Annotated in this window: 21 protein-coding genes; 11 read left to right on the forward strand and 10 right to left on the reverse strand. The window is 71.1% G+C overall.

Annotation, left to right across the window (positions count from 1 at the left end; genetic code table 11):
* Positions 1-138: 138 nt before the first annotated feature.
* Both FH608_RS39040 and FH608_RS39045 read right to left on the reverse strand, forming a co-directional pair.
* Complete coding sequence (locus FH608_RS39040) at positions 139-927, reverse strand: hypothetical protein (RefSeq protein WP_139635438.1); 789 nt, start codon at positions 925-927, stop codon at positions 139-141.
* Between the two features lie 215 nt (positions 928-1,142).
* Complete coding sequence (locus FH608_RS39045; RefSeq protein ID WP_139635440.1) at positions 1,143-1,490, reverse strand: hypothetical protein; 348 nt, start codon at positions 1,488-1,490, stop codon at positions 1,143-1,145.
* 99 nt (positions 1,491-1,589) lie between these two features.
* Between FH608_RS39045 and FH608_RS39050 the strand changes: the two genes are divergently transcribed.
* The 6 genes from FH608_RS39050 to FH608_RS51910 all read left to right on the forward strand — a co-directional run bounded on the left by FH608_RS39050 (position 1,590) and on the right by FH608_RS51910 (position 6,691).
* Positions 1,590-2,429 (forward strand): alpha/beta fold hydrolase, encoded by an 840-nt coding sequence (locus FH608_RS39050; RefSeq protein WP_226900287.1) that lies wholly within the window; start codon positions 1,590-1,592, stop codon positions 2,427-2,429.
* 354 nt (positions 2,430-2,783) lie between these two features.
* Positions 2,784-4,487, forward strand: a complete 1,704-nt coding sequence (locus FH608_RS39055) for a family 43 glycosylhydrolase (protein ID WP_226900288.1) — start codon at positions 2,784-2,786, stop codon at positions 4,485-4,487.
* Positions 4,488-4,762: 275 nt separating this feature from the next.
* Positions 4,763-4,987: a hypothetical protein gene (locus tag FH608_RS39060; RefSeq protein WP_139635442.1), complete on the forward strand. Its 225-nt coding sequence runs from the start codon at positions 4,763-4,765 to the stop codon at positions 4,985-4,987.
* A 221-nt stretch (positions 4,988-5,208) separates the two neighbouring features.
* Complete coding sequence (locus tag FH608_RS39065; RefSeq protein ID WP_193318871.1) at positions 5,209-5,745, forward strand: MauE/DoxX family redox-associated membrane protein; 537 nt, start codon at positions 5,209-5,211, stop codon at positions 5,743-5,745.
* A gap of 15 nt (positions 5,746-5,760) precedes the next feature.
* Positions 5,761-6,309, forward strand: coding sequence for a peroxiredoxin family protein (locus FH608_RS39070; RefSeq protein WP_226900302.1), 549 nt, complete (start codon positions 5,761-5,763; stop codon positions 6,307-6,309).
* A 241-nt stretch (positions 6,310-6,550) separates the two neighbouring features.
* The gene (locus FH608_RS51910) at positions 6,551-6,691 is read left to right on the forward strand and encodes a hypothetical protein (protein WP_153264594.1); all 141 of its coding nucleotides are present in this window, start codon (positions 6,551-6,553) and stop codon (positions 6,689-6,691) included.
* A gap of 71 nt (positions 6,692-6,762) precedes the next feature.
* Here the strand turns inward: FH608_RS51910 and FH608_RS39075 are convergent, their stop codons facing one another.
* The 5 genes from FH608_RS39075 to FH608_RS39095 form a co-directional block, all read right to left on the reverse strand.
* The gene (locus tag FH608_RS39075; protein ID WP_193318872.1) at positions 6,763-8,697 is read right to left on the reverse strand and encodes an AfsR/SARP family transcriptional regulator; all 1,935 of its coding nucleotides are present in this window, start codon (positions 8,695-8,697) and stop codon (positions 6,763-6,765) included.
* 181 nt (positions 8,698-8,878) lie between these two features.
* Positions 8,879-12,121: a lantibiotic dehydratase gene (locus FH608_RS39080; protein ID WP_139635448.1), complete on the reverse strand. Its 3,243-nt coding sequence runs from the start codon at positions 12,119-12,121 to the stop codon at positions 8,879-8,881.
* A gap of 30 nt (positions 12,122-12,151) precedes the next feature.
* Positions 12,152-13,501 carry a lanthionine synthetase C family protein gene (locus FH608_RS39085; protein ID WP_193318873.1) on the reverse strand — a complete coding sequence of 450 codons (1,350 nt, stop codon included), beginning with the start codon at positions 13,499-13,501 and terminating at the stop codon, positions 12,152-12,154.
* Between the two features lie 136 nt (positions 13,502-13,637).
* Positions 13,638-14,387 carry an AfsR/SARP family transcriptional regulator gene (locus FH608_RS39090; RefSeq protein WP_193318874.1) on the reverse strand — a complete coding sequence of 250 codons (750 nt, stop codon included), beginning with the start codon at positions 14,385-14,387 and terminating at the stop codon, positions 13,638-13,640.
* A 306-nt stretch (positions 14,388-14,693) separates the two neighbouring features.
* Positions 14,694-15,224, reverse strand: a complete 531-nt coding sequence (locus tag FH608_RS39095) for a TetR/AcrR family transcriptional regulator (protein ID WP_139635452.1) — start codon at positions 15,222-15,224, stop codon at positions 14,694-14,696.
* Between the two features lie 93 nt (positions 15,225-15,317).
* Between FH608_RS39095 and FH608_RS39100 the strand changes: the two genes are divergently transcribed.
* Entirely contained in the window at positions 15,318-16,025 is a 708-nt protein-coding gene (locus tag FH608_RS39100) for an MBL fold metallo-hydrolase (protein WP_139635453.1), read from the forward strand.
* A 116-nt stretch (positions 16,026-16,141) separates the two neighbouring features.
* Here the strand turns inward: FH608_RS39100 and FH608_RS39105 are convergent, their stop codons facing one another.
* Both FH608_RS39105 and FH608_RS39110 read right to left on the reverse strand, forming a co-directional pair.
* Positions 16,142-16,801, reverse strand: coding sequence for an NAD(P)H-dependent oxidoreductase (locus FH608_RS39105; protein WP_139635455.1), 660 nt, complete (start codon positions 16,799-16,801; stop codon positions 16,142-16,144).
* Complete coding sequence (locus FH608_RS39110) at positions 16,798-17,904, reverse strand: LLM class flavin-dependent oxidoreductase (RefSeq protein ID WP_139635456.1); 1,107 nt, start codon at positions 17,902-17,904, stop codon at positions 16,798-16,800. Before FH608_RS39110 ends, FH608_RS39105 begins: the two co-directional genes overlap by 4 nt.
* A gap of 47 nt (positions 17,905-17,951) precedes the next feature.
* Here FH608_RS39110 and FH608_RS51915 point away from each other — a divergent pair, with 47 nt between their 5' ends.
* From FH608_RS51915 to FH608_RS39120, 3 genes are all read left to right on the forward strand, one after another.
* Entirely contained in the window at positions 17,952-18,095 is a 144-nt protein-coding gene (locus FH608_RS51915) for a hypothetical protein (RefSeq protein WP_193318875.1), read from the forward strand.
* Between the two features lie 64 nt (positions 18,096-18,159).
* Complete coding sequence (locus FH608_RS39115) at positions 18,160-18,738, forward strand: dihydrofolate reductase family protein (RefSeq protein ID WP_139635457.1); 579 nt, start codon at positions 18,160-18,162, stop codon at positions 18,736-18,738.
* A gap of 139 nt (positions 18,739-18,877) precedes the next feature.
* On the forward strand, positions 18,878-21,133 hold the full coding sequence (locus FH608_RS39120; protein ID WP_139635458.1) for a helix-turn-helix domain-containing protein: 2,256 nt from the start codon (positions 18,878-18,880) through the stop codon (positions 21,131-21,133).
* Positions 21,134-21,181: 48 nt separating this feature from the next.
* On the opposite strand, the gene FH608_RS39125 is transcribed toward FH608_RS39120, so the two are convergent.
* Positions 21,182-21,829, reverse strand: coding sequence for a dihydrofolate reductase family protein (locus tag FH608_RS39125; protein ID WP_139635459.1), 648 nt, complete (start codon positions 21,827-21,829; stop codon positions 21,182-21,184).
* Positions 21,830-21,935: 106 nt separating this feature from the next.
* Here FH608_RS39125 and FH608_RS39130 point away from each other — a divergent pair, with 106 nt between their 5' ends.
* On the forward strand, positions 21,936-22,802 hold the full coding sequence (locus FH608_RS39130) for a LysR family transcriptional regulator (protein WP_139635460.1): 867 nt from the start codon (positions 21,936-21,938) through the stop codon (positions 22,800-22,802).
* Positions 22,803-23,089: the final 287 nt, after the last annotated feature.

The following is a 23,089-nucleotide window of genomic DNA, read 5'->3' on the forward strand; positions in this document are numbered from 1 at the left end:
GGGAAGGCGCGGCTCCAATCACGCACCCACTTCGGCCCGATGCCCTCCGGGGTGTCCGGCGAAGTGGTGCGGGCGCCGCACGCGCCCGCGGCCGGGCCGAAACCGGACGCGGCGACGGCGGCGAGTCGCAGACGAGGATCAGCAGCCCACTCTCCGGCTGCTCAGCGCGATGTCGTCCATCCACACGTCGTAGCCGGCCGGGGTCGGGTTCTCCTGGTAGAGCTGCCAGCCCAGCTTGATCGTGTCGAACCGCGGGAAGACGAAGTCCACCGGGTTGCCGCCGTGCTCCCGGGTGGACACGGTGAGCTCCGGCTTGGCCACCCCGTCGAACCACACCGAGATCCGGTTGTCGCCGGCGTCCATGTGCCACTCCACGCAGGTCCATGTCCCGGCGACGGAGGGCGCGGTGGTCTGCCAGTTCGTCCAGTCCCCGGTGGGGCCGCCGTCCGCGCCGACGCCCCAGTACGCGGCTCCCCCGTGGGACGGCGGGGCGTACTGGCCGCCGAGCGGGCGGACGATCTCCGGCCCGTCGCCGGTCGCCTCGACCAGCGTGTAGTGCGCCCAGTCCGGCGCGGTCGGGAACGCGCTCGCCCGCAACCGTACGCGCCCGTAGAAGCTGTTGCCCGGCGCGGCGAAGTCGTCCACCTTCAGGAACGCACGGCCGTTGCCCTCGGTGTGCACGCGCAGCACCTTCTGCCCCCGCCGCCCGGCGCGCTCGACGGTGAGCGTGCCGTGCTTGGTGTCGATTCCCCAGCGGAGACTGCTCGCGCCGCCGACGGGCATCGCCTGGAAGTCCTCGCAGAACAGCAGGTTCGCTCTCGCGCACGTACGCGCGTCCGTGTGAGCCGAGGCGGAGGAGGCCGCCGGGGCGGCCGTAAGCGGCACCATCAGGAAAGACACAACGGCGCGGGCCAACCATGTACGCACGACGACTCCCTCTGACGCGGATGTGGGTGAGCGGGAGTAAGGTACGCCATCCGGCGATCAGGGGAGCGTGCGCGGCGACGGCCGCCGACAACGGCGCTGGTGGAGGGGCTGTGGCTGGGGAAACTTTCAGCCGGAGGCCCATCAGGAGGCTTCATGGCCCTCGTCTCCGCGGGACGTGACCCCGAACAGGACTGCGGCACTGAAAGATCTTGCTTCTAATCCGGCGGTAGCAGGTCCGGATCCTGCGGCGCGTCGCGCCACCCTGGTGCGGCTTGGGCGATCTTGCTTGCCTGCTGTCGAAGCTCGCCGTCAGCCGGCGGAGCCCCACGCAGGGCTTCCCCGTCGTCGATGAGGAGGTTCAGTTCCCAGATCTCCTCGGGGGTGGTCCATTTTTCCCTGAGTTCGAGGATCAAGAAGTCTGCACCCTTGCCGATGGGAAGCGTGCCCTCCGCCACGGCCTGCGCCACATCCCGAGCGACGACCCACGGCTCGCGCTGGAGGTCGATGGCCGGGAAGCCACTCTCCGCGAGCACCTGGCGAACCAGCGGCTCGACCTCTTTCATGGGCCCGACGGACAACGCGTAAGGGTGTGGACATGGGTGCGCAATACGCCGACTGCGAACCCAGTCGAGAAGCTGCGGTACGACTCATACGATCTGGGCGTGACGAGGATCGATGGTCTGGCCTGTGACGAGGTGGGTGAGGGTCCTGCGGTGGTGCTCGTCCACGCGGGGATTGCCGACCGGCGGATGTGGCGCCACCAGCGCGACTTCCTGTCCGATCGTTATCGGGTGATCAGTTACGATTGGCGCGGGTACGGCGAGTCGGCCGAGCCGGCCGGTGATCTCGTTCACCACGAAGACCTGTTGCGCGTGATGGACGGACTCGGCGTGGAACGGGCCGCGCTGGTGGGCGATTCGATGGGGGGCTCCTACGCGGTGGAGGCGGCGTTGGTGGCTCCGGACCGCGTGGCGGGGCTCGTGCTGATCTCCTCTGGGCTGTCGGGCCACACGTGGCCTGACGACATGATGGCTCAGGCGCGGGAGCGGGTGCACAGCACCGTTCCCGCCGAGAGGCTGGCCCGCTATCGGAGCGGCACGGCGGGCAGGGTGCTTCCCGAAGATCTCGATGCCTTTGCCCGGGCGCATGCGCTGTGGCAGGTGGCCGGGCCGGATCGGAGGCTGGACGATCTCGATCCCGAGGTGTGGGAGCTGGCGTTCGCGATGATGCGCCAGGTGTTCGAGCGCTCCTGGAGCCGTCGGCCGGTGCCGGAACGGCACCTGCCGGCCAAGGAGCGACTCCGCGAGATCACCGCGCCCACGCTGGTGATCAACGGGCTGGCGGATGTGCCGGGCATCCAGGCGGTGTCGGATCTGCTGGCCGACGAGATCGCAGGCGCCCGGCGGCTCGATCTGCCGGCGACGGGGCACCTGCCGCCGCTGGAGCGGCCCATGGAGGTCAACGCGGCGCTCAGCAGTTTCCTTGGCGATCTGAGCTGGTGAGCTGCGAGCGCCCCAGGCCTACTTCGGCGCGGCGCCACTGTCGTGTTGGCCGCCGCCACCAGCCCGATGCTGGCGGGGTCGGCGGCGTGACGCGGATGATTCCGTCTCGGTCTTGACGGTCGCTCTGTTCGCGCTAACACTTGCCACCATTCCGGTCCGAGTTCGGCGCTGCTCCCGACCTGGCTGAGGAATGTCAGCCATAACGTTGAGTGGGGTTCCATGAAGCGGTTACGTACGGCACCGCCCGGCACGGCGAGGTTCCCGGTGACGCCGCCGCCACCCACGACGGCGGGAGCGGGTGCACGCGATCCGGCCGGGGGTTGTGGAAAGCCGTCAAGGAACCGCCGCCCCCGCGTGCTGGGCTCTGTGGCCGCACTGCTGGTCGGGGTGCTGATCAGCGCGGCCGCGACGGTGCCGGCAGTCCCGGCCGCCTCGGCTGCCCCGACTGCCCCGGTGGCGGCGGCGGGGGAGCCGTCGGCGCAGCCCTCTCCGGATCCGATCGCCCACGATCCGACCCTCATCAGACAGGGCCGGTACTACTACGAGATCATCACCGGCGACATCGAGACCCGCACCTACCTGCCGATCCGCCGCTCCACCGACCTGGTGCACTGGACGTTCCTCGGAACGGTCTTCACCATGCCGCCGCAGTGGGTGGTGGACGAGCTCGGCGTCACGCCGGGCGACTTCTGGGCACCGGATCTCTCCTACTTCGACGGCGAGTACCACCTCTATTACGCCGCCTCCTCCTTCGGGACGAACAACTCCGTCATCGGTCTGGCCACCAACGCCACCCTCGACCCCGGCAGTCCGGACTACCGCTGGGTGGATCGCGGCATGGTGCTGCGCTCGCGCACGTCCGACAACTACAACGCGATCGACGCCGACGTCACCTTCGACGAGGACGGGGTGCCGTGGTTGTCGTTCGGCTCGTTCTGGGACGGCATCAAGATGCGCCGCCTCGACGCGGCGACGGGTCTGCTGTCGACGGAGGACGCGACGCTGTACTCGCTCGCCTCCCGGGGCGGGGCGGCGATCGAGGGCCCGTCGATCGTCCGCAAGGGACGGTACTGGTACCTCTTCGCCAGCTTCGACTTCTGCTGCCGTGGCGTCAACTCCGACTACCGCATCGTCGTCGGCCGATCGACCAGCCTTCATGGCCCGTACGTCGACCGCGACGGCCGGCCGCTCCTGCAGGGCGGTGGCACCGAACTGCTGCGCGGCTACAACGGCTTCCAGGGCACCGGTGGCGGTGACGTCCTGCTACGCCGGGGCAAGGGACCGGACCTGTACGTCCACCACTACTACGACGCCGCCGACGGCGCGCTGCCCAAGGGCTCGGTGCGGCCGATCTCGTGGGACGGCGGCTGGCCGCGCCTCGGCGACCCGCTCAGCGGCAACCGTGGCCACGGGCGCGGTCCCGCGTACGTGACGCTGGTGAGCCACGACGGTGCGGGGTCGATCGACAACTCCACCTGCGGCTACGAGGGTGCGGACATCCGGCTGACAGCCACGGAGGCGGGAGACGCGTGCCGGCAGTGGCGTCTGGAATATCGGGGCGGCGGCTGGTCGAGCATCCTCAACCGGCACAGCAACAAGGTCGCCGAGGTCGCCGCCTGCGTCAACGCGGACGGTGCGCGCGTGGCGCAGTGGGGCTGGCTCGACAACGACTGCCAGAAGTTCCGGTTCCTGCCCACCGACCATGGTTGGTCCCGCATCGAGAACAAGCTGGCCGGTCGCGTCCTCGACGCCTGCGACCGGCCGGACGGGGCCGTGCAGACCTTCACCTGGCGCGGGGAGGCCTGCCAGCAGTTCCGCATCCAGCCGGTCGGCGACGTCCTGATCACCGACCCGGCCGACCGCAAGCGGCTAGGGGACACCTGGCGCTTCGTGCACATCGACGAGGGCTACTACCGGATCGCCGACTCGCGCACCGGCCGTTCGCTCGGCGGGCGCGGCTCCGTCTGGCGCGTCGAGGTCACGGACGCCGGCACGTACCGCCTGGTCACCCGGGACGGCGGCACCACGCGAGAGGTGCTCCTGCTGACGCCTCACTGACCGGTGCCACGCCCCACACCCGGAACGTGTCGTCGTCGTTCACCGTGGCCGGCACGACGGCGGGGCGTGTCAGGGCCATCTGGCCGTCGTACTCGTCCAGGGTGAGCAGCCGTAGGAACACTCCGGGCCAGCCGCCGCTGCGCGCGGCCGCCGTCCGCGCGCAGGACCTTGAGCGCCGCGCGCGCGTCGCACAACCGGGGCAACACCGCCGCCACACCCGGGCTCGCTAGCGTCCGACGCAGAGAAGAGCCACGCGTAGCAGGGAAGGAAACACCATGTCCATCGACACGATTCAGGTGGCCGATCCGATCGCGTTCGCCGGGGCGCACGCTCTGGACACAAGATCGCAGGACCCGGCGGACATCGCTCTCATGGACGAGTTCGACCTCGACATCCTCGTGTCGTCGATGCCCGGCGAGATCAGGGCCGGCGAGTGCGACAGGTGGTCGAACTGCGTGTGCATCACCGTTTGCGCGACCCACCCCTGGAGCTGCGCCTGAGTATGTGGGCAGACGGACGGGCGACGGTCGGTTCGGAGCGGCTTGTCTCCGAGGATGAGGCCGGTTTCCCGTAGGCGGCTCACCGCTGCCGAGCCGTCGGCGATCGGGATCGTGTCGAATCGGATCTCGACGGCTCGGCCGTACGGCTCTTCATGGTCGGCGGGATCACAGCGTGGAAAGGTCCTGGTGACTCGCACGCCCTTTTTGCCGTGAGGACTCAGATGTTGATCGCTTATATCGGATTCGGTTGCCGTATATTGCTCGCGTTGGTTTTCGTCGCCGCTGCCGCGAGTAAGTTGCGCGGGCGGCGAGATTTCATCGAGTTCCGTGCCACCGTAAGTGCGTTCGGCGTGAAACCGCGCTGGAGTTCCGCTGCCGCCGGTGCGGTGATCGCGTGCGAGCTGGCCGCGGCGGCACTGATGCCGGTCGGCGTCACCGCGCCCGCGGGATTGGGCATCGGGGCCGCGCTGCTGATCGTCTTCTCGCTGGTGATCGCATCAGCCCTGCGGCGTGGCACGTCGACGAGTTGCCGGTGCTTCGGCACGTCGACGCGGCCGCTCGGGGTGCGGCATCTGGTACGCAATGCGATTCTCCTGGTGATCGCCGGGGCGGGCCTGGCGGGAACCGTGCTGACCGGCCACACGGGGAGCGCCGGGTTCGATACGGCGGCCTTGATCGTTTCCGGGTTCGCGGCCGTCGTCGCGGCGGCACTGGTCATCGCGTACGACGACCTCGTGGCCCTGGTTCTACCCCGCTGAAGGAGGAACGTGTCGATGGATGGTGCAACGGTCGCCGCGATCGTCGTCGTCGGTGTGCTGGGCGGGCTCAACCTGCTGCTGGTGCTCCTTGCGCTGCACCGGTTGCGCGAGTACACCGGCAAATGGGCGCGGGCGGGTCTCGACCAGCTCTTGGAGCGTCATTCCGTACCCCGGGCCGGAGACCGCGTCACCGATTTCACCGCGACCGCCACCGATGGCGGGACGGTATCCCTGGGCGGACTGAAAGGCCCGCTTTTCGCCGCGTTCTTCTCCGCGGGATGTTCCTCCTGCCGCCGGGCGCTGCCCCGCTTCGTCGAGTATGCCAAGGCACTGTCGGGTGGCCGGGAGCAGATTCTGGCGGTGGTCGCCGGACCGGCCGAGCAGGGCGCGGACATCGTCGACGCCGTGCGAGAGGTCGCCCGCGTGGTCGTCGAGCCGCAGACAGGCCCGGTGTCGCAGGCGTTCGGTGTGCGGAACTGGCCCACCTTCGTCGTGCTCGACCAGGACGGCACGGTCCGGAAGAGCGCGGGCGATCTGCGCGAGGTCACGCCTGCCAGACCGTGACCTTCGCTCTTCCGGCCTGCCGAACACACGGAATCGTGTCTGTTCGGCAGGCCGGCCTGCATATGATCGCGGTGCGATCAGCGATTCGCCACCCACGCATTCCATTGCATCAGCGGGCTGCCTCAATTCGGCATCACGCCTGACTCGGAGGATGCGAAAAACGAGGCAGATCCCATGCGCATTTGAGGATGGCCGGCCTTTTACTGATGTCGATGGTTCTCACTGAGGAATGGAGTCCCTCATGAAGTTCTTCGCACGATTCCTTGCCGCGACCGCCGTGGCCGGGCTGGCGCTCGTGGGAGCGTCGTACGCGAGCGCGGCCAACGCCTCGACCGGGGTCCAGGCGAGTGGCATCTTCGACAACGACTGCTGCAACAACTGACGGGACGGGTCGTGCACGCGGCGCCGCAACCGCAGCCGCCATGGTGAGGCGCGGCTGCGGCGCCCGCACGCCTACCCGTCGTGCTCGGCCAGGGCCCCTCGTGGAGGGCAGGGCAGGCCGAGGAGCGGCGCGGCTCGCCCCGTCGGGCTGCCGCCTTCTTCCATCGCCAGCTCCGCGCCGTGATCGCGTATCAGGCCGTGGAAGGCGTAGCGGCCCGGGGCCGGCTCCTGCAGCAGGTTCACGTCCATCAGGCCCTCCAGAAGCCGCTCGGCCGCCATGGTGTCCGTGCCCATGAGGGCGGCGGCCTGGTCGGCGCTGAAACTCTTAAAGCCGTGCCCGCAGAGCAGCCGGTAGGCGCGCTGCAGGCGGTCGGGGAGGCTCCGGTACGACATGTCGATGGCGACGGCGACGCTGCGCTCTCCGACCGCCAGCTCGGCCAGCCGCCGGCTCGCCGGGGTCAGCCGGGCCAGGAGCCGGACGACGCTCCAGGTGGGATGGGAGCGCAGCCGCGTGGCGGCCAGCCGGATGGCCAGCGGGAGAAGCTCGCACCGCGTCACCGTCTCGGCCAGCGTTCCCGCGGCGGTGCCGGCCACCCGATGGGGTCCGGCGACGCGGGTGAACATCGCGATCGCGTCGGCCGGTGACGGGACGCCGAGCGTCAGCGCGCGTGTTCCGTCCAAACCTGTCAGGCGTCTTCTGCTGGTGACCAGTACACGGCAGCTCGCGCTGCCCGGCAGGAGCGGCCGGATCTGTGCTTCGCCGACCGCGTCGTCGAGCACGAGCAGGACCTTCCGGTCTGCCAGCAGGTCGCGATACAGCGCGGCCCGGTCCTCCACGTGGGGCGGGATGCGGTCCGCGGGCACGCCGAGGGTGCGGAGCAGGCGATGAAGCGCATCCTCCGGCGGTACCGGAGCGCAACCAGGCGTGTGGCCGTGCAGGTCGATGAACAGCTGGCCGTCGGGAAAACGGGCGGCCACCTGATGGGCGTTGTGGACGACGAGCGTCGTCTTGCCCACGCCGGCCATCCCGTCGACCACGATCGCCGTCGCCGGCTCCGCCCGCACCAGGGCGGCCAGCGAGGCGAGGTCGCGTTCGCGGCCGACGAAGTCCGCCGTGGCCGTGGGGAGCCGTCGCGGCGACGTGGCGAAGAGCGATGCGACCTCGGTGGGACGATCCGGTGGACCGCCCGTCGCCGAGAGGCCGGCAACGGCAGGAGCGTGTGGATGGTCGGCGCGCGGTTCCGGGTAGGCCTTCAGGTGATCGGCGCGCGGTTCCGCGTAGGCCTTCGGGTGATCGGCGAGCTGTTCCGCGTACAACCGCTGGATGGCGGGATCGGGATCCACGCCGAGTTCGTGCGCCAGCCGCGCCCGGAGTTCCTCGTACCGATCGAGAACCTCCGCCCGTCTGCCGTCCTGGACGAGCGCCCGCAGCAGGCGCAGCCACAGCGATTCGCGCAAGGGATGCCGGCTGGTCAGCCTCCTCAGATCGGCGGTGAAGCGGCTCTTCCGCCCGCCGACGAGGTCCAGGTCGACGCGCCGCTCCAGCGCCGCCAGGTGCCGCTCGATCAGGTGCGGCGCCTCGCTCTCCCGCAGCCAGGGGGAATCCACGTCCTCGAACGGCTCGCTCCGCCACAAGGCCAGCGCCTCGTCGAGGAGCCCGCGTTCGGCATCGGGGTCCTGAGCCCGCGCGGCCCGGTCGAGAGTACGCAGGAAGCGCAGCGCGTCGATGTCACCCGCGTCGGCGCGCAGCAGCAACCCTCCCGGGCACGTTTCGATCAACCGATCGCCCATGGCGCTCCGCAGGCGTGCGGCGTAGTTCTGCAGGCTCCGCCGGGAGTTGGCCGGGAACCGGTCGCACCACACCATCTCGGCCAGCCGTTCCACCGAGACGACCCGGCCCGCCGACATCGCCAGGGCCGCCAGCAGCGCGCGCGGTTTGCCGGCTGTCAGCCGGATCGGCCGCCCTTCGACCGCGACGTACAGGGGACCAAGGACTCCGACCGTCAACCTCGGCAATGTCGTCCCCCTGTGCGGTTCCTCACCGAGGTGAGGCGTCACTTGGCTCGTCCTGGTAACCGGCCGCCTGCAACCGGAACAGCCGGGCGTAGAGGCCGCCGGTCGCGATCGGCTCGTGGTGACCGCCCTCTTCGGCGACGCCGTATCGTGCGCAGCAGGACATTCAGGCGGTTCACCGTGGGGCTCCGGCCGTGGCGGCGGGGCGGCTGCGGATCGCGCGCCGGCTGAGCGACCACAGCGCCCAGCTCAACCGCTCCTGGTCACGGTCGATCCCGGCCAGCCGGATCGACTGCATGTGCGCGAGACTCTCGATGATGTCGCGCTCGCCACCGGTCAGCAGCCCGCGGGAGGCGAGATCGCGGACCCACCGGCCCGCCTCGGCCAGCGGCCGCCGCTGCCGGGCGAACACCGGCTCCAGCGCGGCCCGATACTCCGGCGCGCGATCGTCCGGGCGGCGCTCGCCCGGTGTGAGGATCTCGCAAAGCAGGGGACGCACGTCACGGAAGCGCTTGCGGGCCGCGTCGGTCATCCACGTCGCCACGCCGTCGCCGTCGAGTGGCGGCGGGCCGGCGCCCCAGGCCTGGTACAGCTCGTGGAGCGCGGCCACGCGCACGAGGTCGGGGTCGAACCGGCCGGTGCGCAGGAGGCGGAGGAGCTCGACCGCGGCCTGGCTGTTGGCCCAGAAGGCGGTCTCCACCGAGTCGATCGCATGCCCGCCGCCGTACCGCTCCACCTCGCGGTCGTAGCTGCAGAACACGAGGTCGGTGGCCTGGCCGGCGTGTACGAGGCCGCGGGCCCAGGTCGCGCACCGCGACATCACCTCCGCGGCCGGCTCAGGACCGCGGGCGTGGAAGCGCAGCCGCAGGTGGGGCAGGGGGTCGGCGTACCGGATGAAGAACCAGCGGTCCACCAGGCGGCCGAATCGGTCGTCGGCCAGCAGCTCCCGCAGCGGCCCTGTGATGATCGCGTCGTGCAGCTCCGCGGCGGCGTACAGCTTCAGGTGGGTCCACTCGTCGCCGGCCAGCCAGCGGCGCGTCGTGGTGGGCGGCGCGGCGGTCCTGGCGGCGGCCGGCTCCGGCATCCGGGTACGGTCCCGCAGCACCAGCGGCACCGCGAGCTCGGCGTGATACGGGCGCCCGGCACGGTCGCGAAGCCACAGATCGCCGGGTCCCGGCAGCGCCTCGTGCAGGCGGACGGACTCGCCGGACCGGGCCGGCAGCCGGGTCACGTGGCGGTGCAACCAGTCGACCCAGGTCGGGTGCTCCAGGTCGAGCAGGAGCCGGTTGTCCAGTTCGACCAGATAGACGTACCGGGGGACCATCCACTGGCGCCGCCAGGTCCGGCAGGCGCGGAAGAAGTCGTCCGGGTCCTGGCACGCCGGGAAGGTCGCCGCGGTGATCGTCCACTGCGCCGGCTGCACCACCACGTTGCCGCGGGTCAGGCGCGGGAGGAACGGGGCGTCGGCCGCGGCGCCCCAGTCGAACCGGCACGGCGGGGTGTAGCCGTCCTCCGAGAACTCCAGCAGGGCACGGCAGATGTTGGGCGCCCGCGTGGCGGTCAGGGCGTGGGTCTGGCCGACCGAGAGGGTGCGGCCCAGCGAGACGGATCGGAGGTGGAAATGGTCCGCGTCTGCGCAGAGGACGATGTCGGTCAGCGGAATCTGCCGCACGGGCGGCCCCGTGGCGGCCGCGTTCACGCACACTTCGTGGTCGCGCGTGGGCGGGTGGCCGGCCACGTTCCCGCCCCGGTGCCTGACCCCGTAGTTGAGCTCGGCGAAGATCGTATCCGGGCGCAGCGCCTCCTCCAGGCGCTGCTGAGCGCGGATGCGGGTCACGGCGGCCTCGTCGAAAAGGTCGAAGAACCGGCCGAAGGCCTGCCAGCCGCCGAAGACCCCGATCGTGTTGAGCACCATCCGCCACCGGCCGTCCCGTATCGCCTCGGGCGAGTCGGCGGCCAGCGCGAAGAACAGGTCCAGGGAGGTGCGCGGCCGGCTGTGCTCCGCGTCCGGGCGCCAGACGGTGAGCCGGTCGATCAGCTCGTCGTCGAGGTCGACCGTCGGCCGGCCTTCCCGAGCGGCGTGCAACGCCAGCTCGACCAACGTCCGGTCACGTTCCGGGTGCGTCTGCCCGGCCTGCCGCGGCCATGGATGCCGGCCGGCGGGCCGGGTGTACGAACCGGGCGGGCCGAGCCCGGTCTCCGGGCTGAGCACGTCGAGCAGCGGCACCTCCGCATCGATGCCGTAGTGCTCCAGGAACACCTCGTGGTAGCCGGCGATGTGCGGGCGCCGCTGCTGCACGCAGCCGAGCCTCATCAGCAGGTCTGCCGCCTCCGCCGCGGCCGCGGCGACGTCCGCGGGCAGGGTCGCGGGCTCCAGCGCGAGCGCGGTGTCGATCTGGAACGCCGGGCCGGTGAAGTCCGGCGCCATCGCCCGCTGGTGGGCCTCCAGCCGCGCCAGACCCGCCACATCGCCGTGGCCCCGGTCCACGCCATCAGCCAGTTGCCGCAGGCGGGTCAGGCCGTCGATGACGCCGGTAGGGGCGTCCTGGTCGATCAGCCGCTTGGCCAGATGCACCTCGGGCAGCGGCTCGGTCGGGGAGGGCAGCAGGTCTGGAAGGAGAACGCCCAGGTCCCAGAGCCGGTCGAGCAGAGCGCGGATCTTCTCGGGGGACGTGCTCGGGAAGCGGTGGGCCAGCGCGGCCGCGAGCTCGCCGTAGGCCGGCTCGTGCCCCGCCAGGTCCAGCACCGCCGCGAAGGCGGGGTTGACGGCCAGCTCGATCCGCTCCGGCTCGTCCATGCCGTCGGCCTTGACCAGCACGGCTCTGTCCCCGGCGCGCCGCAGCAGCGCGTTGACCCGTACCCGCAGCCTGTCGCGGACCTTCGGGTCGCGCCCGATCCGTTCCACCAGGTTGGCCAGCCATGCGCTGTCGGCTCGGGTGCGCGTGGCCCGCACCGGGTCGCGGTCCAGCGTCGCGATCCCCTCGCCGCCCGCCGCGGGCTCGCTCAGGAACGCACCGGGGGCGACTCCGGCGAACAATCCCAGGGGGGTGGGGCGGGTCGACATCCGGATGAGGTAGCGGAGCAGCGCGGCGTACGCACGGTCGGCGGTTCGGTCCCGCGGGACGTTCTCGTCGAGTCTGGGCAGTGCGGCGGCCAGGCTCGGGCTGGCGACCTGAATCGCCTGGCGGACCCGCGGCGAGGCGGCCAGCGTGCGAAGGGTCCCGCGGCCCTCGGCTCGGGCGGCGGCCAGCGTATCGGCCGTGCCGGCAGGCGCCGGCACGGCCGCGTTCGCGCCCAGATTGACGAAAGTGTCGGCGGGCAGCACGGGCGCTCGGAGCACGAACAGGTCCGATGCCGCGTACAGGCCGGTGCCGTACGCCCGCGCGGTCGCGACGGGGCCGCTGCCAGGCTGCGCCATTCGACTTTCCTCCCGGTCTCGGATACTCGGTCAGTTGACGAGAACGGCCCGGGCCCAGAAGGGGGGTACGGGCGTGGCGACGGACAACAGCGTCAGCGCGACGCCGGCGGCGCCCTCCAGCAACCCGGGGTTGTCGACCCAGGTGCCGTCCGGGTCGAGAGCCGACGGCGATCCCGGCTCCGCGGCCTGCACCGGCCGGTAGTCCCGGACGAGCAGGGGGCGGTCCGGGTCGCAGTGGCCGAGCAGCCGGTCGACCAGACGTTCCAGCGCCGATCGGGCCGCCGCGCTGCCGGTCTGGGTGGCGAACTTGCGGCAGATCAGCACCATCCCGGCGTCGCCGTGGCACAGCCCTGGGTAGTTCAGCGCCGCGGCCGGCAGGTCCTCCATCTGGCGCAGCGCGGCCTCGAAGCCCTCCACGGCGACGGTCCGCATCGTGTCGTCCCCGAGCGCGTCGGCGGCGTCGAGCAGCGCCGAGGCGATGCCGGGAGCACCGTAACAATAGGAGGGCCGGGTCGGGCGGCCTCTGTCCGGCGCGACCTCGCCCGCCTCGTCGAACGGCAGGACTCGCGGCCAGGTGCGGCCCCAGTCCTCGTGCCGCGACGCCGCGACGAGCTGGTCGCCGAGGGCGCGGATCGCTTCGCGGAGCCCGGGGGCACGGTGCCCGGCCAGCCAGGCCCGGCTGAGCGCCGCCAGGGGTCCGGGGATGCCGTGGGCGAGCCCGAGATTCACGAAGCCGTACGGGTTGAGCCGGACCTCCTCCTTCCAGCGGTCGTAGTGCTTCCGGGCGATGAACCAGGGTTTCCATGGCGCGGTGCGCAGCGATCCGCTCTCATGCTCGCGAGGGCCGGCGGTGTCACAGCGGGCGATGAGGCGTTCGACGATGCCGGAGGCCACCCGCAGCGCCGTGGGATCCGCAAGATGGGGGGCCAGCTGGCCGAGAATCCCGGCCGGCCCGGTCATCACGTCGTAGTCCGGGTAGAAGAAGTCGTGGTCGTCGGCCAGGTCCGGCCGGCCGACCTGCTCGGAGAGCCGGGTGTGCAGGCCGCTCAGCGTCCGGGCGTACCGGCCGTCCGGGTCGCATCCGGCTACGGCGAGCGCCATGCCGGCGGTCCCGTCCGAGAGACCGGGGACCACCAGGGGCTTGTCCCGGGTGCCGGCGGCGGCCAGCTTCAACCAGCGGTGGGCCTGGGCCCACCAGTGCTCGGAGGAGTCGGGGCAGGCTCGCGCCGCGTACGCGAAGGCGAGCGCGCTGCCGGCGGCACCCGCGTACAGTGACGCTCCAGGCTCCCAGACCGGCAGGCCCATCGTTCGCGACGCGTCCTTCGCCACCTCGGTGACGAGCGTCTCGTCGGACAGGCGATGCATGATCGCCGTTGCCACGGCGGTGGCCTTCGACGTTGTCGCCGGAGGCAGAAGGTGGGCATCAGGCATGCTGAAGATCTCCAAAGTGGGCCGTGAAGAGCCGACTCACGCGGGAACGGCGATCACGAGGGGGTGGGGATGGGCGGGCGGACGGTCACCGCTGGGGGAAGCCCGCCACGTCGACGCGGTCCTGGAGCAGCGCCTGGTGAAGTTCCACGGTCTGCCGATCGGGCTCGAGCCCGTAGTCGGCGGCCAGCCGGAAACGCAGGCGCCGGAAGACGTCGAGCGCGTCCAGCCGCCGCCCCGTACGGTGGAGCGCCGTCATGAGGTGGCGATGCAGCGACTCGCGATGGGGATGTGCCGCAGCCAGCCCGACCAGGTCGGGCACCACCTCGGCAGGCCGGCCGAGGCTGAGCCGGGTCGCGATGAGCGACTCCTGCGCGGCCACGTACGCCTCGTCGAGCCGGACCGCGTACGCCTCGATGGCGGGGCTGCGGGGCACGCAGTCGAAAGCCGGCCCGCGCCAGAGGTCGAGCGCCCGGGTCAGCTCGCCGACCGCCCTCTCGGACGCGCCGGCGTGGAGGGCGACGCGCGCGGTGTCGACCGACCTCTCGAACTCCAGGACGTCGGTCCCGTCCGCGGGCAGGACCATCCTGTAGCCCGAACCGGTGGTCACCAGCCGGTCGGCGAACGGCCCGAGCGCGCGGCGCAGCCGCCAGACGTAGCCCTGAACGGTCTTCCTCGCCGTGCTCGGAGCCAGGCCCGGCCACAGCTCGTCGATGAGCATGCCGACGTTCACGGTCCGGTTCGGATTGGCGAGCAAGATCGCCAGCACGGTCCGATGCTTGGCGGCGGCTATCTCGATACAGCCTTCCTCCCACCAGATGGCCAGCGTTCCGAGCACGCCAAATCGCAGTGCTCCCAGCGTGTTGGGGCGTCGCGATGATGGGTCAGGGAACATCGCATGATTCACATGGACATCCTTGAGCGAGCCCGGGAACCGTTCCAGGGTCTCCGCAGGACATTAACCGGACATCGCGGCGAGCCTCGCCGAAACCGTGACTGCACGGACGCCGACAACGGACGGCCCTGACGCACGGAACCTCAGCGGTCGACTGCCAGGCTTCGCCGGGCTGGTGTCGGGCGTAGGAGATCGCCTCGAACTCGTCGGGCGGGAGGTGTCCGATGGCTGCGTGCAGGCCCATGTTCGCTAGGGAGCGGTCGCCAGTGCTCGGCGTATGCCGGCCAGGCCGTACTCGAAGGCATGGTCGACGTCGCCGCCGAGCCGGAAGGCGCCGATGAGCTCCATCTCGATGAAGCCGTTGGCCCAGGCCGTGACCAGGCGCGCGGCTTCGAGCGCGTCCCGTTCGCCGACGAGTCGCCTGGAGGCGTCCAGTACCGGGACGGCCACGCGGGCGAGGGCCTCGGGCGGCGCGTCGGGGGAGAGCATCAGCCGGAAGCCCTGCGGCCAGGCATGGGCGAATCGCCGGTAGCCGCGCGCCAGCCCCTCGAGCGACCCGTCGGTCGACTCCAGCAGGGCGATCAGGTCGTCGATGGTGGCCTCGGCGACGGCCGCCAGCAGGGCCGCGCGGCTGCCGACGTGCTTGTACAGGGACGGGGCGCGCACTCCCACCCGTTCGGCGACGTTCTGCATGGTCAGCCCCTGCTGGCCGTGCGCCTCCAGCAGATCGCGTCCCGCGGCGACGATCCTGCGCAGCGAGGTCTTCTCAGGGGTCGGCATCGTTGGTCATCCCGGACGAAAGCTATTGACGTTAGCCATCATGGCTAATTATGTTAGCCATGATAGCCGTCCAGGGTTCCGAAGGAAGTCCCGATGAAACTCGCGCCCCATCTGCACCGCCTCGGTAACGATCTCGTGGCGTGCTACCTCGTCGACACCGCCGAGGGCATCACGCTCATCGACGCGGGACTGCCCGGCCACTGGCGGGATCTGCAGCACGAACTCCGCGCTCTGGGCAAGTCCGTCGACGACATCCGCGGGCTCGTGCTGACCCACGGCGACTCCGACCACATCGGCTTCGCCGAACGCCTGCGACGCGCGCACGGCGTACCGGTGTTCGTGCACGCCGCCGACGCCGTCCGCGCCCGCACGGGGGAGAAACCCAAGGTGGCGGTCGGCCCCATGCGCCTCGGCCCGACGCTCGGGTTCTTCGGCTACTCCATCCGCAAGAACGGCCTGCGCCCCCGCTACGTCGGCGAGGTCACCGAGATCGGTGACGGCGACGTCCTCGACCTGCCCGGAAGCCCGGTGATCGTGGGCATGCCGGGGCACTCCCCAGGCAGCGTGGCGGTGCACGTGCCGGTCGCCGACGCGGTCTTCGTCGGCGACGCCCTGACCACGCGGCACGTCCTCACCGGGCGCGAAGGCCCGCAGCCCGCGCCCTTCACCGACGATCCGGACGAAGCGCTCTCCTCCCTCGACCGGATCGCCGGCCTGTCGGCGTCCTGGGTGCTCCCCGGCCACGGCGCCCCCTGGCGCACTTCACCGGCCCAGGTGGGCGAGGCGGTCAGGAAGGGCTGATCCGCCCCGATCCAGGCCGGGCGTCCCTGGCAGGAAGCGCGTCCAGGTCCGCGAGTTGTCGGCCGAACGATGGATCTCCTGCACCTGCGTACGGACCTGCCCGTCGCCGTACGGCGTCACCTCCTGATCGGTGAGGGGGCCGAGCGCGCCTTGAGCAGGTCGAGCACGTCGGTGATCGCCATCTCGACGCGTCCGTAGACGCGGGGGTTGAGCAGGCTGGTGCCGTCGAAGTCACCCGACGAGGCGAAGACGGCCACCGGGACGGTCATCGCCTGGAAGAACCCGAACAGCGGCCGGAGCGCGTGTTCCAGGACGAGGGCGTGGTGGTCGCCGCCGCCGGTGGCGGCCAGCAGGACCAGCTTGTTCGCGAGCGCGTACTGGTCGATCAGGTCGAAGAAGTGCTTGAACAGGCCGGTGTACGAACCGCGGAACACCGGGGTGGCCGCGATCAGCAGGTCGGCCTGCTCGGCCTGGCGGAGCGCGGCCTCGACCTCGGGTGCGATGTGCTCGCGCTCGACGGCTCCGGTGAATGCGCTGCCGAGCCGGTAGACGTCGATCCGGGTCTGGTCGACCGCGACGCCCTCGGGGGCGAGCTTGGCGCTCAGTTCCTGGAGGACGACGTCGACCAGTCCCATGGTCTTGGACTTCTCGCTCGGGCTGCCGTTGACGACCACCACGCGCAGCGTGCGGCCAGGCGCGTCGCCCGCGCCGTCGACGCCGGCAGCGTGGACGGCGGATGCGGACGGTGCGGTGGGTGCAGAGGGCGGGGCGGTCATGCCGTCCTCGCCTTCCGCGCGGCGACCTCGCGCCGCACCACGGGAGCCACTTCGGTGCCGAGGAGTTCGATGGCGTCGAGCACGTCCTTCTGCGGCATGCCGCCGAAGCCCATCTGGATGAGGGCGCGGTCCAGGCCGTAGATCTCGTGGTAGGCGAGCAGCTTGTCGATCACCTCTTGCGGGCTCCCGACGACGAGGCCGGCGTTCGGGGAGGTCTGGGCGTCGAACGCGGTGCGGGGCATCGTGAACCCCTTGCCGCGCTGGTGGTTGTTGTCCATCATGCCCCGGGCGAAGTACGGGTACATGGTGTCGCGTGCGCGCCGACTCGTGCGGCTGACGTACCCGTGCAGGTTGATGCTCGTGCGCAGTGCGGCAGGGTCGTGACCGGCCCGCTCGGCGGCGGCGCGGTACATCTCGACCGTCTGCTCGTGGTACGTGATGGGCCCGAGCAGCAGGGCCATGGCCATGGGCAGGCCGAGGCGTCCGGTGCTGATCGCGGACGCCAGGGTGCCGCCCACGCCCACCCATATCGGCAGCTCGTCCTGGAGCGCGCGCGGGCCGATGTCGGCGTTGTCCAGCGCCGGGCGGAACCGCCCCTTCCAGGTGATGGGGTTCCGGGCGCGGATCTCGAGCAGGAGGTCGAGCTTCTCGCGGAACAGGTCGGCGTAGTCGGCCAGGTCATGGCCGAACAGCGGGAACGACTCCGTGTACGAGCCACGGCCGGCGATGATCTCGGCCCGGCCGCCGGAGAACTGGTCGAGCGTGGCGAACTGCTCCCACACGCGCACCGGGTCCTCGGAGCTGAGCACGGTGACCGAGCTGGTCAGGCGGATCCTCTCGGTCGCCTCGGCGGCGGCGGCCAGGACCATCGGCGGGGCCGAGCCGACGAAGTCGGTGCGGTGGTGCTCCCCGACGGCGAACAGGTCGAGGCCGACCTGGTCGGCGAGGCGGGCCTGCTCGATGGTCTCCCGCGCCCGCTGGTGCGCTGACGGAGGCGCGCCGGTGCGCGGGTCCTTGGTGATCTCGACGAACGTCATGAAGCCGATCTCGAAGGGGGACGGCTGCGTCCTGGTGGTCGCGGTGTTGATGGCGGTGACACTCATGATGATCCTCCGTGATGCCCGGGTGGAGCGGTTCGTAGCGTATAAAGATGTCTGCGCAGACAGATATTCCCGAGCGCATCGCCACGTCCGGCGAGGGATCGGAGCCGGCCTCGCCCGCTGAAGATGAGCATGGCCGGCACGGCACCCTGTCCCTGCCCCTGTCCCGGCTGTCACGCGAGGAGCGGCGATGAGTTTCGCCGTGGCCGGTGGTCTGTATCACTGACACGCCACCAACGGGCACTCCGGGAGAGCGACATGACCGCTACGTACACCTTCGACGTCTTCAGCAGCCTCGACGGCTTCGGCGCCGCCGGCGGCAACTGGACCGGCTATTGGGGCAAGCAGGGCCCGGAGCTTCTCGACCACCGCCTCGCCCTGTACAGCGAGGAGCAGCGGATGGTCTTCGGGGCCACCACGTATCGGGCGTTCGCGGAGATGCTGGCCTCGAGCACCGAGGAGTCCGAGGTGCGTGACCCGTGGGTCACCCGGATGACGAACCTGCCGGCGACGGTGGTGTCGACGACGCTGCAGGGACCCCTCGACTGGCCGGACGCGACCGTCGTGAGCGGCGACGCCGTCGAGGTCGTCGCCCGGCTCAAGGAGGAGTCCGAGGTGCCGCTTCGCTCGCACGGCAGCCTGGCGATGAACCGGGCGCTGATGGCCGCCGGCCTGGTCGACCGCGTGCAGGTGACGCTCTTCCCCGTGATCACCGGGCAGACCGGAGCGGACCCGATCTTCCAGGGGGCGGCCGACTTCGACCTCGAACTGATCGAGCACCGGACGCTCGACGGCCACATCCAGGAGCTCGTCTACCGGCCCGCCCTGCACGTCTGAGCCCTGCCGAACCTGACTGGACGTTCCTCCGGCCTCTCACATGGCCGCCCCGGACCGGGGCTCGCTGACCGCTGATCGCCGGAACTCCGGGTATTTTGGAGCAATCCGCCCGGAGCGCCGGCGGTGCTGAGGAGGACGGATGGTCAGCTCGTTCGGCCCGCTCCTGCGGAGTTTGCGGCAGGCCGCGCACTTGACGATCGAGGAGTTGTCGCACGCGTCCGGGGTGAGCGTGCGGGCGATCGGGAGCATGGAGCGCGGTGCCAGCCGGGGCCCGCAGCAGCGGACGGTGCAGGCGCTGGCCGAGGCGTTGCGGCTGAGTGATGAGCAGCGGGCGGAGCTGGTGGAGGCCGCCAGGGCGGGCCGGCCGCGGCCGCGTGGGCCGGTGCCGGGCGCGTGTGAACTGCCACGTGAGGCGGGCGATTTCACCGGCCGGGCGCGAGAGCTGGAAACGCTGCGCCTCCTGGCGGAGCAGGCCGGCCCGCGAGAGGCCGCGGTGGTGGCTTCGATCTCCGGCACCGCCGGGATCGGCAAGACTGCCCTGGCCGTGCACACCGCCCGGCAGTTGGCGGAGGAGTTCCCGGACGGCTGCTTCTACGTGGACCTGCGCGGCATGGACAGTGCCCCGCTGACCGTGGCGACGGCGTTGCTGCGGCTGTTGAAGGCCCTGGGCGTGACCGAACGGCGGGTTCCCAGCGATGAGGAGGAGCGCGCGGGGCTGTACCGGGCGCTGCTGGCCGATCGGCGGTGCCTGATCGTGCTGGACAACGCCGCCGACGAGGCGCAGGTGCGGCCGCTGCTGCCGGCGTCCGGGGCGGTGATGACGATCGTCACGAGCCGGCGTTCCCTGTCCGGGCTGGAGGGGGCGCGGCAGATCCCGCTGGGCCAGCTGACCGATCAGGAGGCGGCCGGGCTGTTGCAGGCGATCGTGGGCGGGAAGCGGACCGAGGCCGATCCGGACGGCGTGGCGCGATTGGCCCGGTTGTGCGGGAACCTGCCGCTGGCGGTGCGGATCGCGGGGAACCGGCTGCTGAGCCGGCCGGGCTGGACGGTGAGCCAGCTCGCGGGCCGGCTGGGTGATGAGGAGCGCCGCTTGGAGTCGCTGGCGGCGGGGGACCTGGCGGTGGCCGCCGCGTTCGCGCTCTCGTACCGGCAGGTGTCCGGGACGGCGCGGGTCGCCTTCCGGCGGCTGGCGCTGGCCGCCGCGCCGGACTTCGGGGTGCCGCTGGCCGCGGTCCTGACCGGGGCGGACCTGTACGAGGCCGAGGACGCGCTGGAGGAACTGGTCGAGCTGGGCCTGCTGACCTCCCCGTACGCCGGCCGTTACGTCTTCCACGACCTGGTCCGGTTGTACGCCCGCACCCAGCTGGAGCAGGAGGAGCCCGTCGCGGTGCGCCAGGAGGCGCGCGTGCGGATGGAGAGCTGGCTGCTGGACGTGGCAGGGGTGGCCGGACGCTGGTTCAAGGACGGTGCGCCGCCGCCGGAGTGGCGGTCGACGGTCACGCTCGACAGCCGGCAGGAGGCGAGCGACTGGCTGCAGACGGAAGGCACGGCCTGGCTGGAGGCACTGCGCTCGGCGGCCCGGCGTGGAGAGCACGCGACGGTGGTCGAGGTGGTGGGGTCCCTGGATTGGTTCGCCGACCTGTGGAGGCCGTGGGGGCACTGGCGGGAGGTGTTCGAGCTGTCCTCCGGCGCGGCGCGCGCCATGGGCGACCGGTTGCAGGAGGCGGTGCACCTCAACTGGCTGTCCTGGGCGCTGACCGTGGAGCGGCGTCACGAGGAGGCGGAGGCGACCGCGCTGCGGGGACTGGAGGCCGCCCGTGAGGTCGGCGACGTACGCCAGCAGGGCTGGGCGCTGGCGTATGCCTCGGAAGCCCTTCCTCGCGCCTCCACGGAGACCCTGGAGCGCGACCTTGACTACAGCCGGCGAGCCGCCGAGCTCTTCCTGCAGGCCGGGGACGCGGAGGGCTATCCCCAGGCCATGATGCGTCACATGAGCGCGCTGCGGCGGGCGGGCCGCTTCGAGGATGCCGTGGAGCACGGCCTGTCGGTGGTGGCCACGATGCGTGACCCCGCCTACGGCGGTTCCTCGGCCATGGTCAGCTACGGCCTCGGGGCCGTCCTGAGCCAGCTCGCCCACGCCTGCCTGGCGCTCGAACGCTGGGAGGACGCGGTCGAGTTCTTCCACCAGGCTCTGGGCGAGCTGAGCGCCCACCCCATCCTTCAGGTCGTGGGCAGAGCCCAACGCGGGCTGGGCGGCGCGCTGCGGCAGCTGGGCCGGATCGAGGAGGCCCGGAAGGCGTTGACGGAGGCGGCACGGCTGCTGGAGGAGTGCGGCCTGACCGAGGAGGCCGCCAAGGTGGCCGAGGAGCTCGGAGACCTGCCGGACCCGGCGTAGCTGCGGCGCTCGTGATGAGCCGCCGTACGAGTGGCCTTCCCTGCGCGGTCACCGGCGCTTGGCGGTGAAGGTCAGGTGCGTGACGCCGCTGGGGGTCGAGACCGCCTCGATGTCGTACACGTCCTCGATCGCCTCCAGGCCGTCCCAGATCCGGACGCCGCGGCCGAGCACGATCGGGACCTGGACCAGGTGCATGTGATCGACCAGCCCTTCGGCGACGAAGTCGCGAATCATCGTGGCGCCGCCGCCGAGCCGCACGTCCTTTCCATCGGCCGCCTCGCGGGCCTTCTTGAGCGCCTCGGCGGGTGAGGCGTCCAGGAAGTGGTACGTCGTGCCGCCCTCCATCTCGATCGACGGCCGCGGCCGGTGGGTGAGGACGAAGACCGGCGTGTGGAACGGCGGGTTGGGTCCCCAGGCGCCCTTGTAGTCGGGGTCGTCCTGCCAGCCGGGCGGGCCGAACTTGCCGGCGCCCATGATCTCGGCGCCGATGCCGGCGCTGTGCATCGCGGCGAACGCGTGGTCGGCGCCGGTGCCGCCCTCCCGGCCGCCACCCATCTCATGCCAGAACCGGGTGGTGAACATCCATTCGTGCAGGCGCTCGCCGGCGTGGCCGAACGGGGCGTCGGCGGACTGGCCGGCGCCGGTGGCGAAGCCGTCGAGCGAGATGGAGAAGTTGTGCACTCGTACGTCGGACATCAGGTGCTCCTTCGGCGTCGTTCTTCCTGGCGAGCACCAGCATGGACCAATGCATTTATGGCGTCTAATGCTAATGTTTCGACAATTGCATCGATATTCTCGATGAATGCTGAACCTGATTCATCTCAAGGTTCTGGCCGCGGTGGCGCGGCACGGGTCCGTGACGGAAGCGGCGAAAGAGCTGCACTACTCGCAATCGTCGGTGAGTCACCACCTGGCACGCCTGGAAGCGGACACCGGCGCCAAGTTGATCCAGCGGGTCGGCCGCGGGATCCGATTGACCGCGGAAGGGCGACTGCTGGCCGTCCGGGCCGCCGAGATCGTGGGACGGGTCGACGCGGCCGCCAACGAGCTGGCGGCACAGGTGGGCCTGGAGGCGGGGCGGGTCCGGCTGGCCGCCAACGCGTCGGCGCTGAGCACGATCGTGCCCAAGGCGGCCGTCGCGCTGGACCAGGCGCACCCGGGACTCGAGCTGATCCTGATCGACAGCCACCCGGTCGAGTCGCTGCAGATGCTGCGGCACGGCGAGATCGACCTCGCGCTCATCTTCCAGCACGCGGACGCGCCGCTTGAGGAAGAGGAGGGGTTCCGCCTCGTCCACCTCTGCGACGACCGCATCTACCTCGTCAGCCGGCGGCCCGGCGACAGCATCGCCGACCACCGCCATTCCGCCTGGATCGGCGGGTGCCTGCGGTGCCGGAACGAGCTGGTCAACGTGTGCGGGAAGGAAGGCTTCACCCCGCGCATCGCGTCACTCAGCGACGACATCGTGGTCGTGCAGGCCCTCGTCGCCGCCGGCCGGGGCGTCACCACCCTGCCGGGTCTCGCGCTCCAAGCCCACCGCCACCCCGGCGTCCACGCCACCGAGCTGACCGGCTTCTCCCGCCAGATCCACGCCGTCACCTACGGCGACCCGCCCGACCCGCCCGCCATCGCCGCCGTGCTGAAGGCCCTCGCCGAAGCGACCAGGTGAACGACGCCCAAGACGTCCGCGACGCCGGCGCCACGATCGGTCTCCCGGCCGCGGCATCACGCCACGCCGAAGTGTCGCAGCTCTCCAGATTTTGCCTGTGACCCTCGTCACATCAGCTCGGTCGCACTGTGTGATCGAGGTGTGACGGACGATCGATGTCGCGCCATCATGCGTGGAACGACAAAACATGGCGGATCACCACCATTAGAGCATTCCTATCTAACCGACAAGCCGCTGGTCGGATGCCTAAGGTCCGCCACAACGGGAACACGCGATCGAGGTTCGGG

The sequence above is a fragment of the Nonomuraea phyllanthi genome (genome assembly GCF_006334985.2).
GTDB classification, from domain to species: domain Bacteria; phylum Actinomycetota; class Actinomycetes; order Streptosporangiales; family Streptosporangiaceae; genus Nonomuraea; species Nonomuraea phyllanthi.

What these genes read in the sequence shown, in the direction of transcription:
- FH608_RS51915 (WP_193318875.1), top strand. Translation starts at nt 17,952, where the DNA reads ATGTCTGCGCAGACAGATATTCCCGAGCGCATCGCCACGTCCGGCGAG.
- FH608_RS39065 (WP_193318871.1), top strand. Translation starts at nt 5,209, where the DNA reads ATGTTGATCGCTTATATCGGATTCGGTTGCCGTATATTGCTCGCGTTG.
- FH608_RS39125 (WP_139635459.1), bottom strand. Translation starts at nt 21,829, where the DNA reads ATGTCCGACGTACGAGTGCACAACTTCTCCATCTCGCTCGACGGCTTC.
- FH608_RS39070 (WP_226900302.1), top strand. Translation starts at nt 5,761, where the DNA reads ATGGATGGTGCAACGGTCGCCGCGATCGTCGTCGTCGGTGTGCTGGGC.
- FH608_RS39105 (WP_139635455.1), bottom strand. Translation starts at nt 16,801, where the DNA reads ATGACCGCCCCGCCCTCTGCACCCACCGCACCGTCCGCATCCGCCGTC.
- FH608_RS39120 (WP_139635458.1), top strand. Translation starts at nt 18,878, where the DNA reads ATGGTCAGCTCGTTCGGCCCGCTCCTGCGGAGTTTGCGGCAGGCCGCG.
- FH608_RS39130 (WP_139635460.1), top strand. Translation starts at nt 21,936, where the DNA reads ATGCTGAACCTGATTCATCTCAAGGTTCTGGCCGCGGTGGCGCGGCAC.
- FH608_RS39080 (WP_139635448.1), bottom strand. Translation starts at nt 12,121, where the DNA reads ATGGCGCAGCCTGGCAGCGGCCCCGTCGCGACCGCGCGGGCGTACGGC.
- FH608_RS39095 (WP_139635452.1), bottom strand. Translation starts at nt 15,224, where the DNA reads ATGCCGACCCCTGAGAAGACCTCGCTGCGCAGGATCGTCGCCGCGGGA.
- FH608_RS39115 (WP_139635457.1), top strand. Translation starts at nt 18,160, where the DNA reads ATGACCGCTACGTACACCTTCGACGTCTTCAGCAGCCTCGACGGCTTC.
- FH608_RS39110 (WP_139635456.1), bottom strand. Translation starts at nt 17,904, where the DNA reads ATGAGTGTCACCGCCATCAACACCGCGACCACCAGGACGCAGCCGTCC.
- FH608_RS51910 (WP_153264594.1), top strand. Translation starts at nt 6,551, where the DNA reads ATGAAGTTCTTCGCACGATTCCTTGCCGCGACCGCCGTGGCCGGGCTG.
- FH608_RS39045 (WP_139635440.1), bottom strand. Translation starts at nt 1,490, where the DNA reads ATGAAAGAGGTCGAGCCGCTGGTTCGCCAGGTGCTCGCGGAGAGTGGC.
- FH608_RS39060 (WP_139635442.1), top strand. Translation starts at nt 4,763, where the DNA reads ATGTCCATCGACACGATTCAGGTGGCCGATCCGATCGCGTTCGCCGGG.
- FH608_RS39100 (WP_139635453.1), top strand. Translation starts at nt 15,318, where the DNA reads ATGAAACTCGCGCCCCATCTGCACCGCCTCGGTAACGATCTCGTGGCG.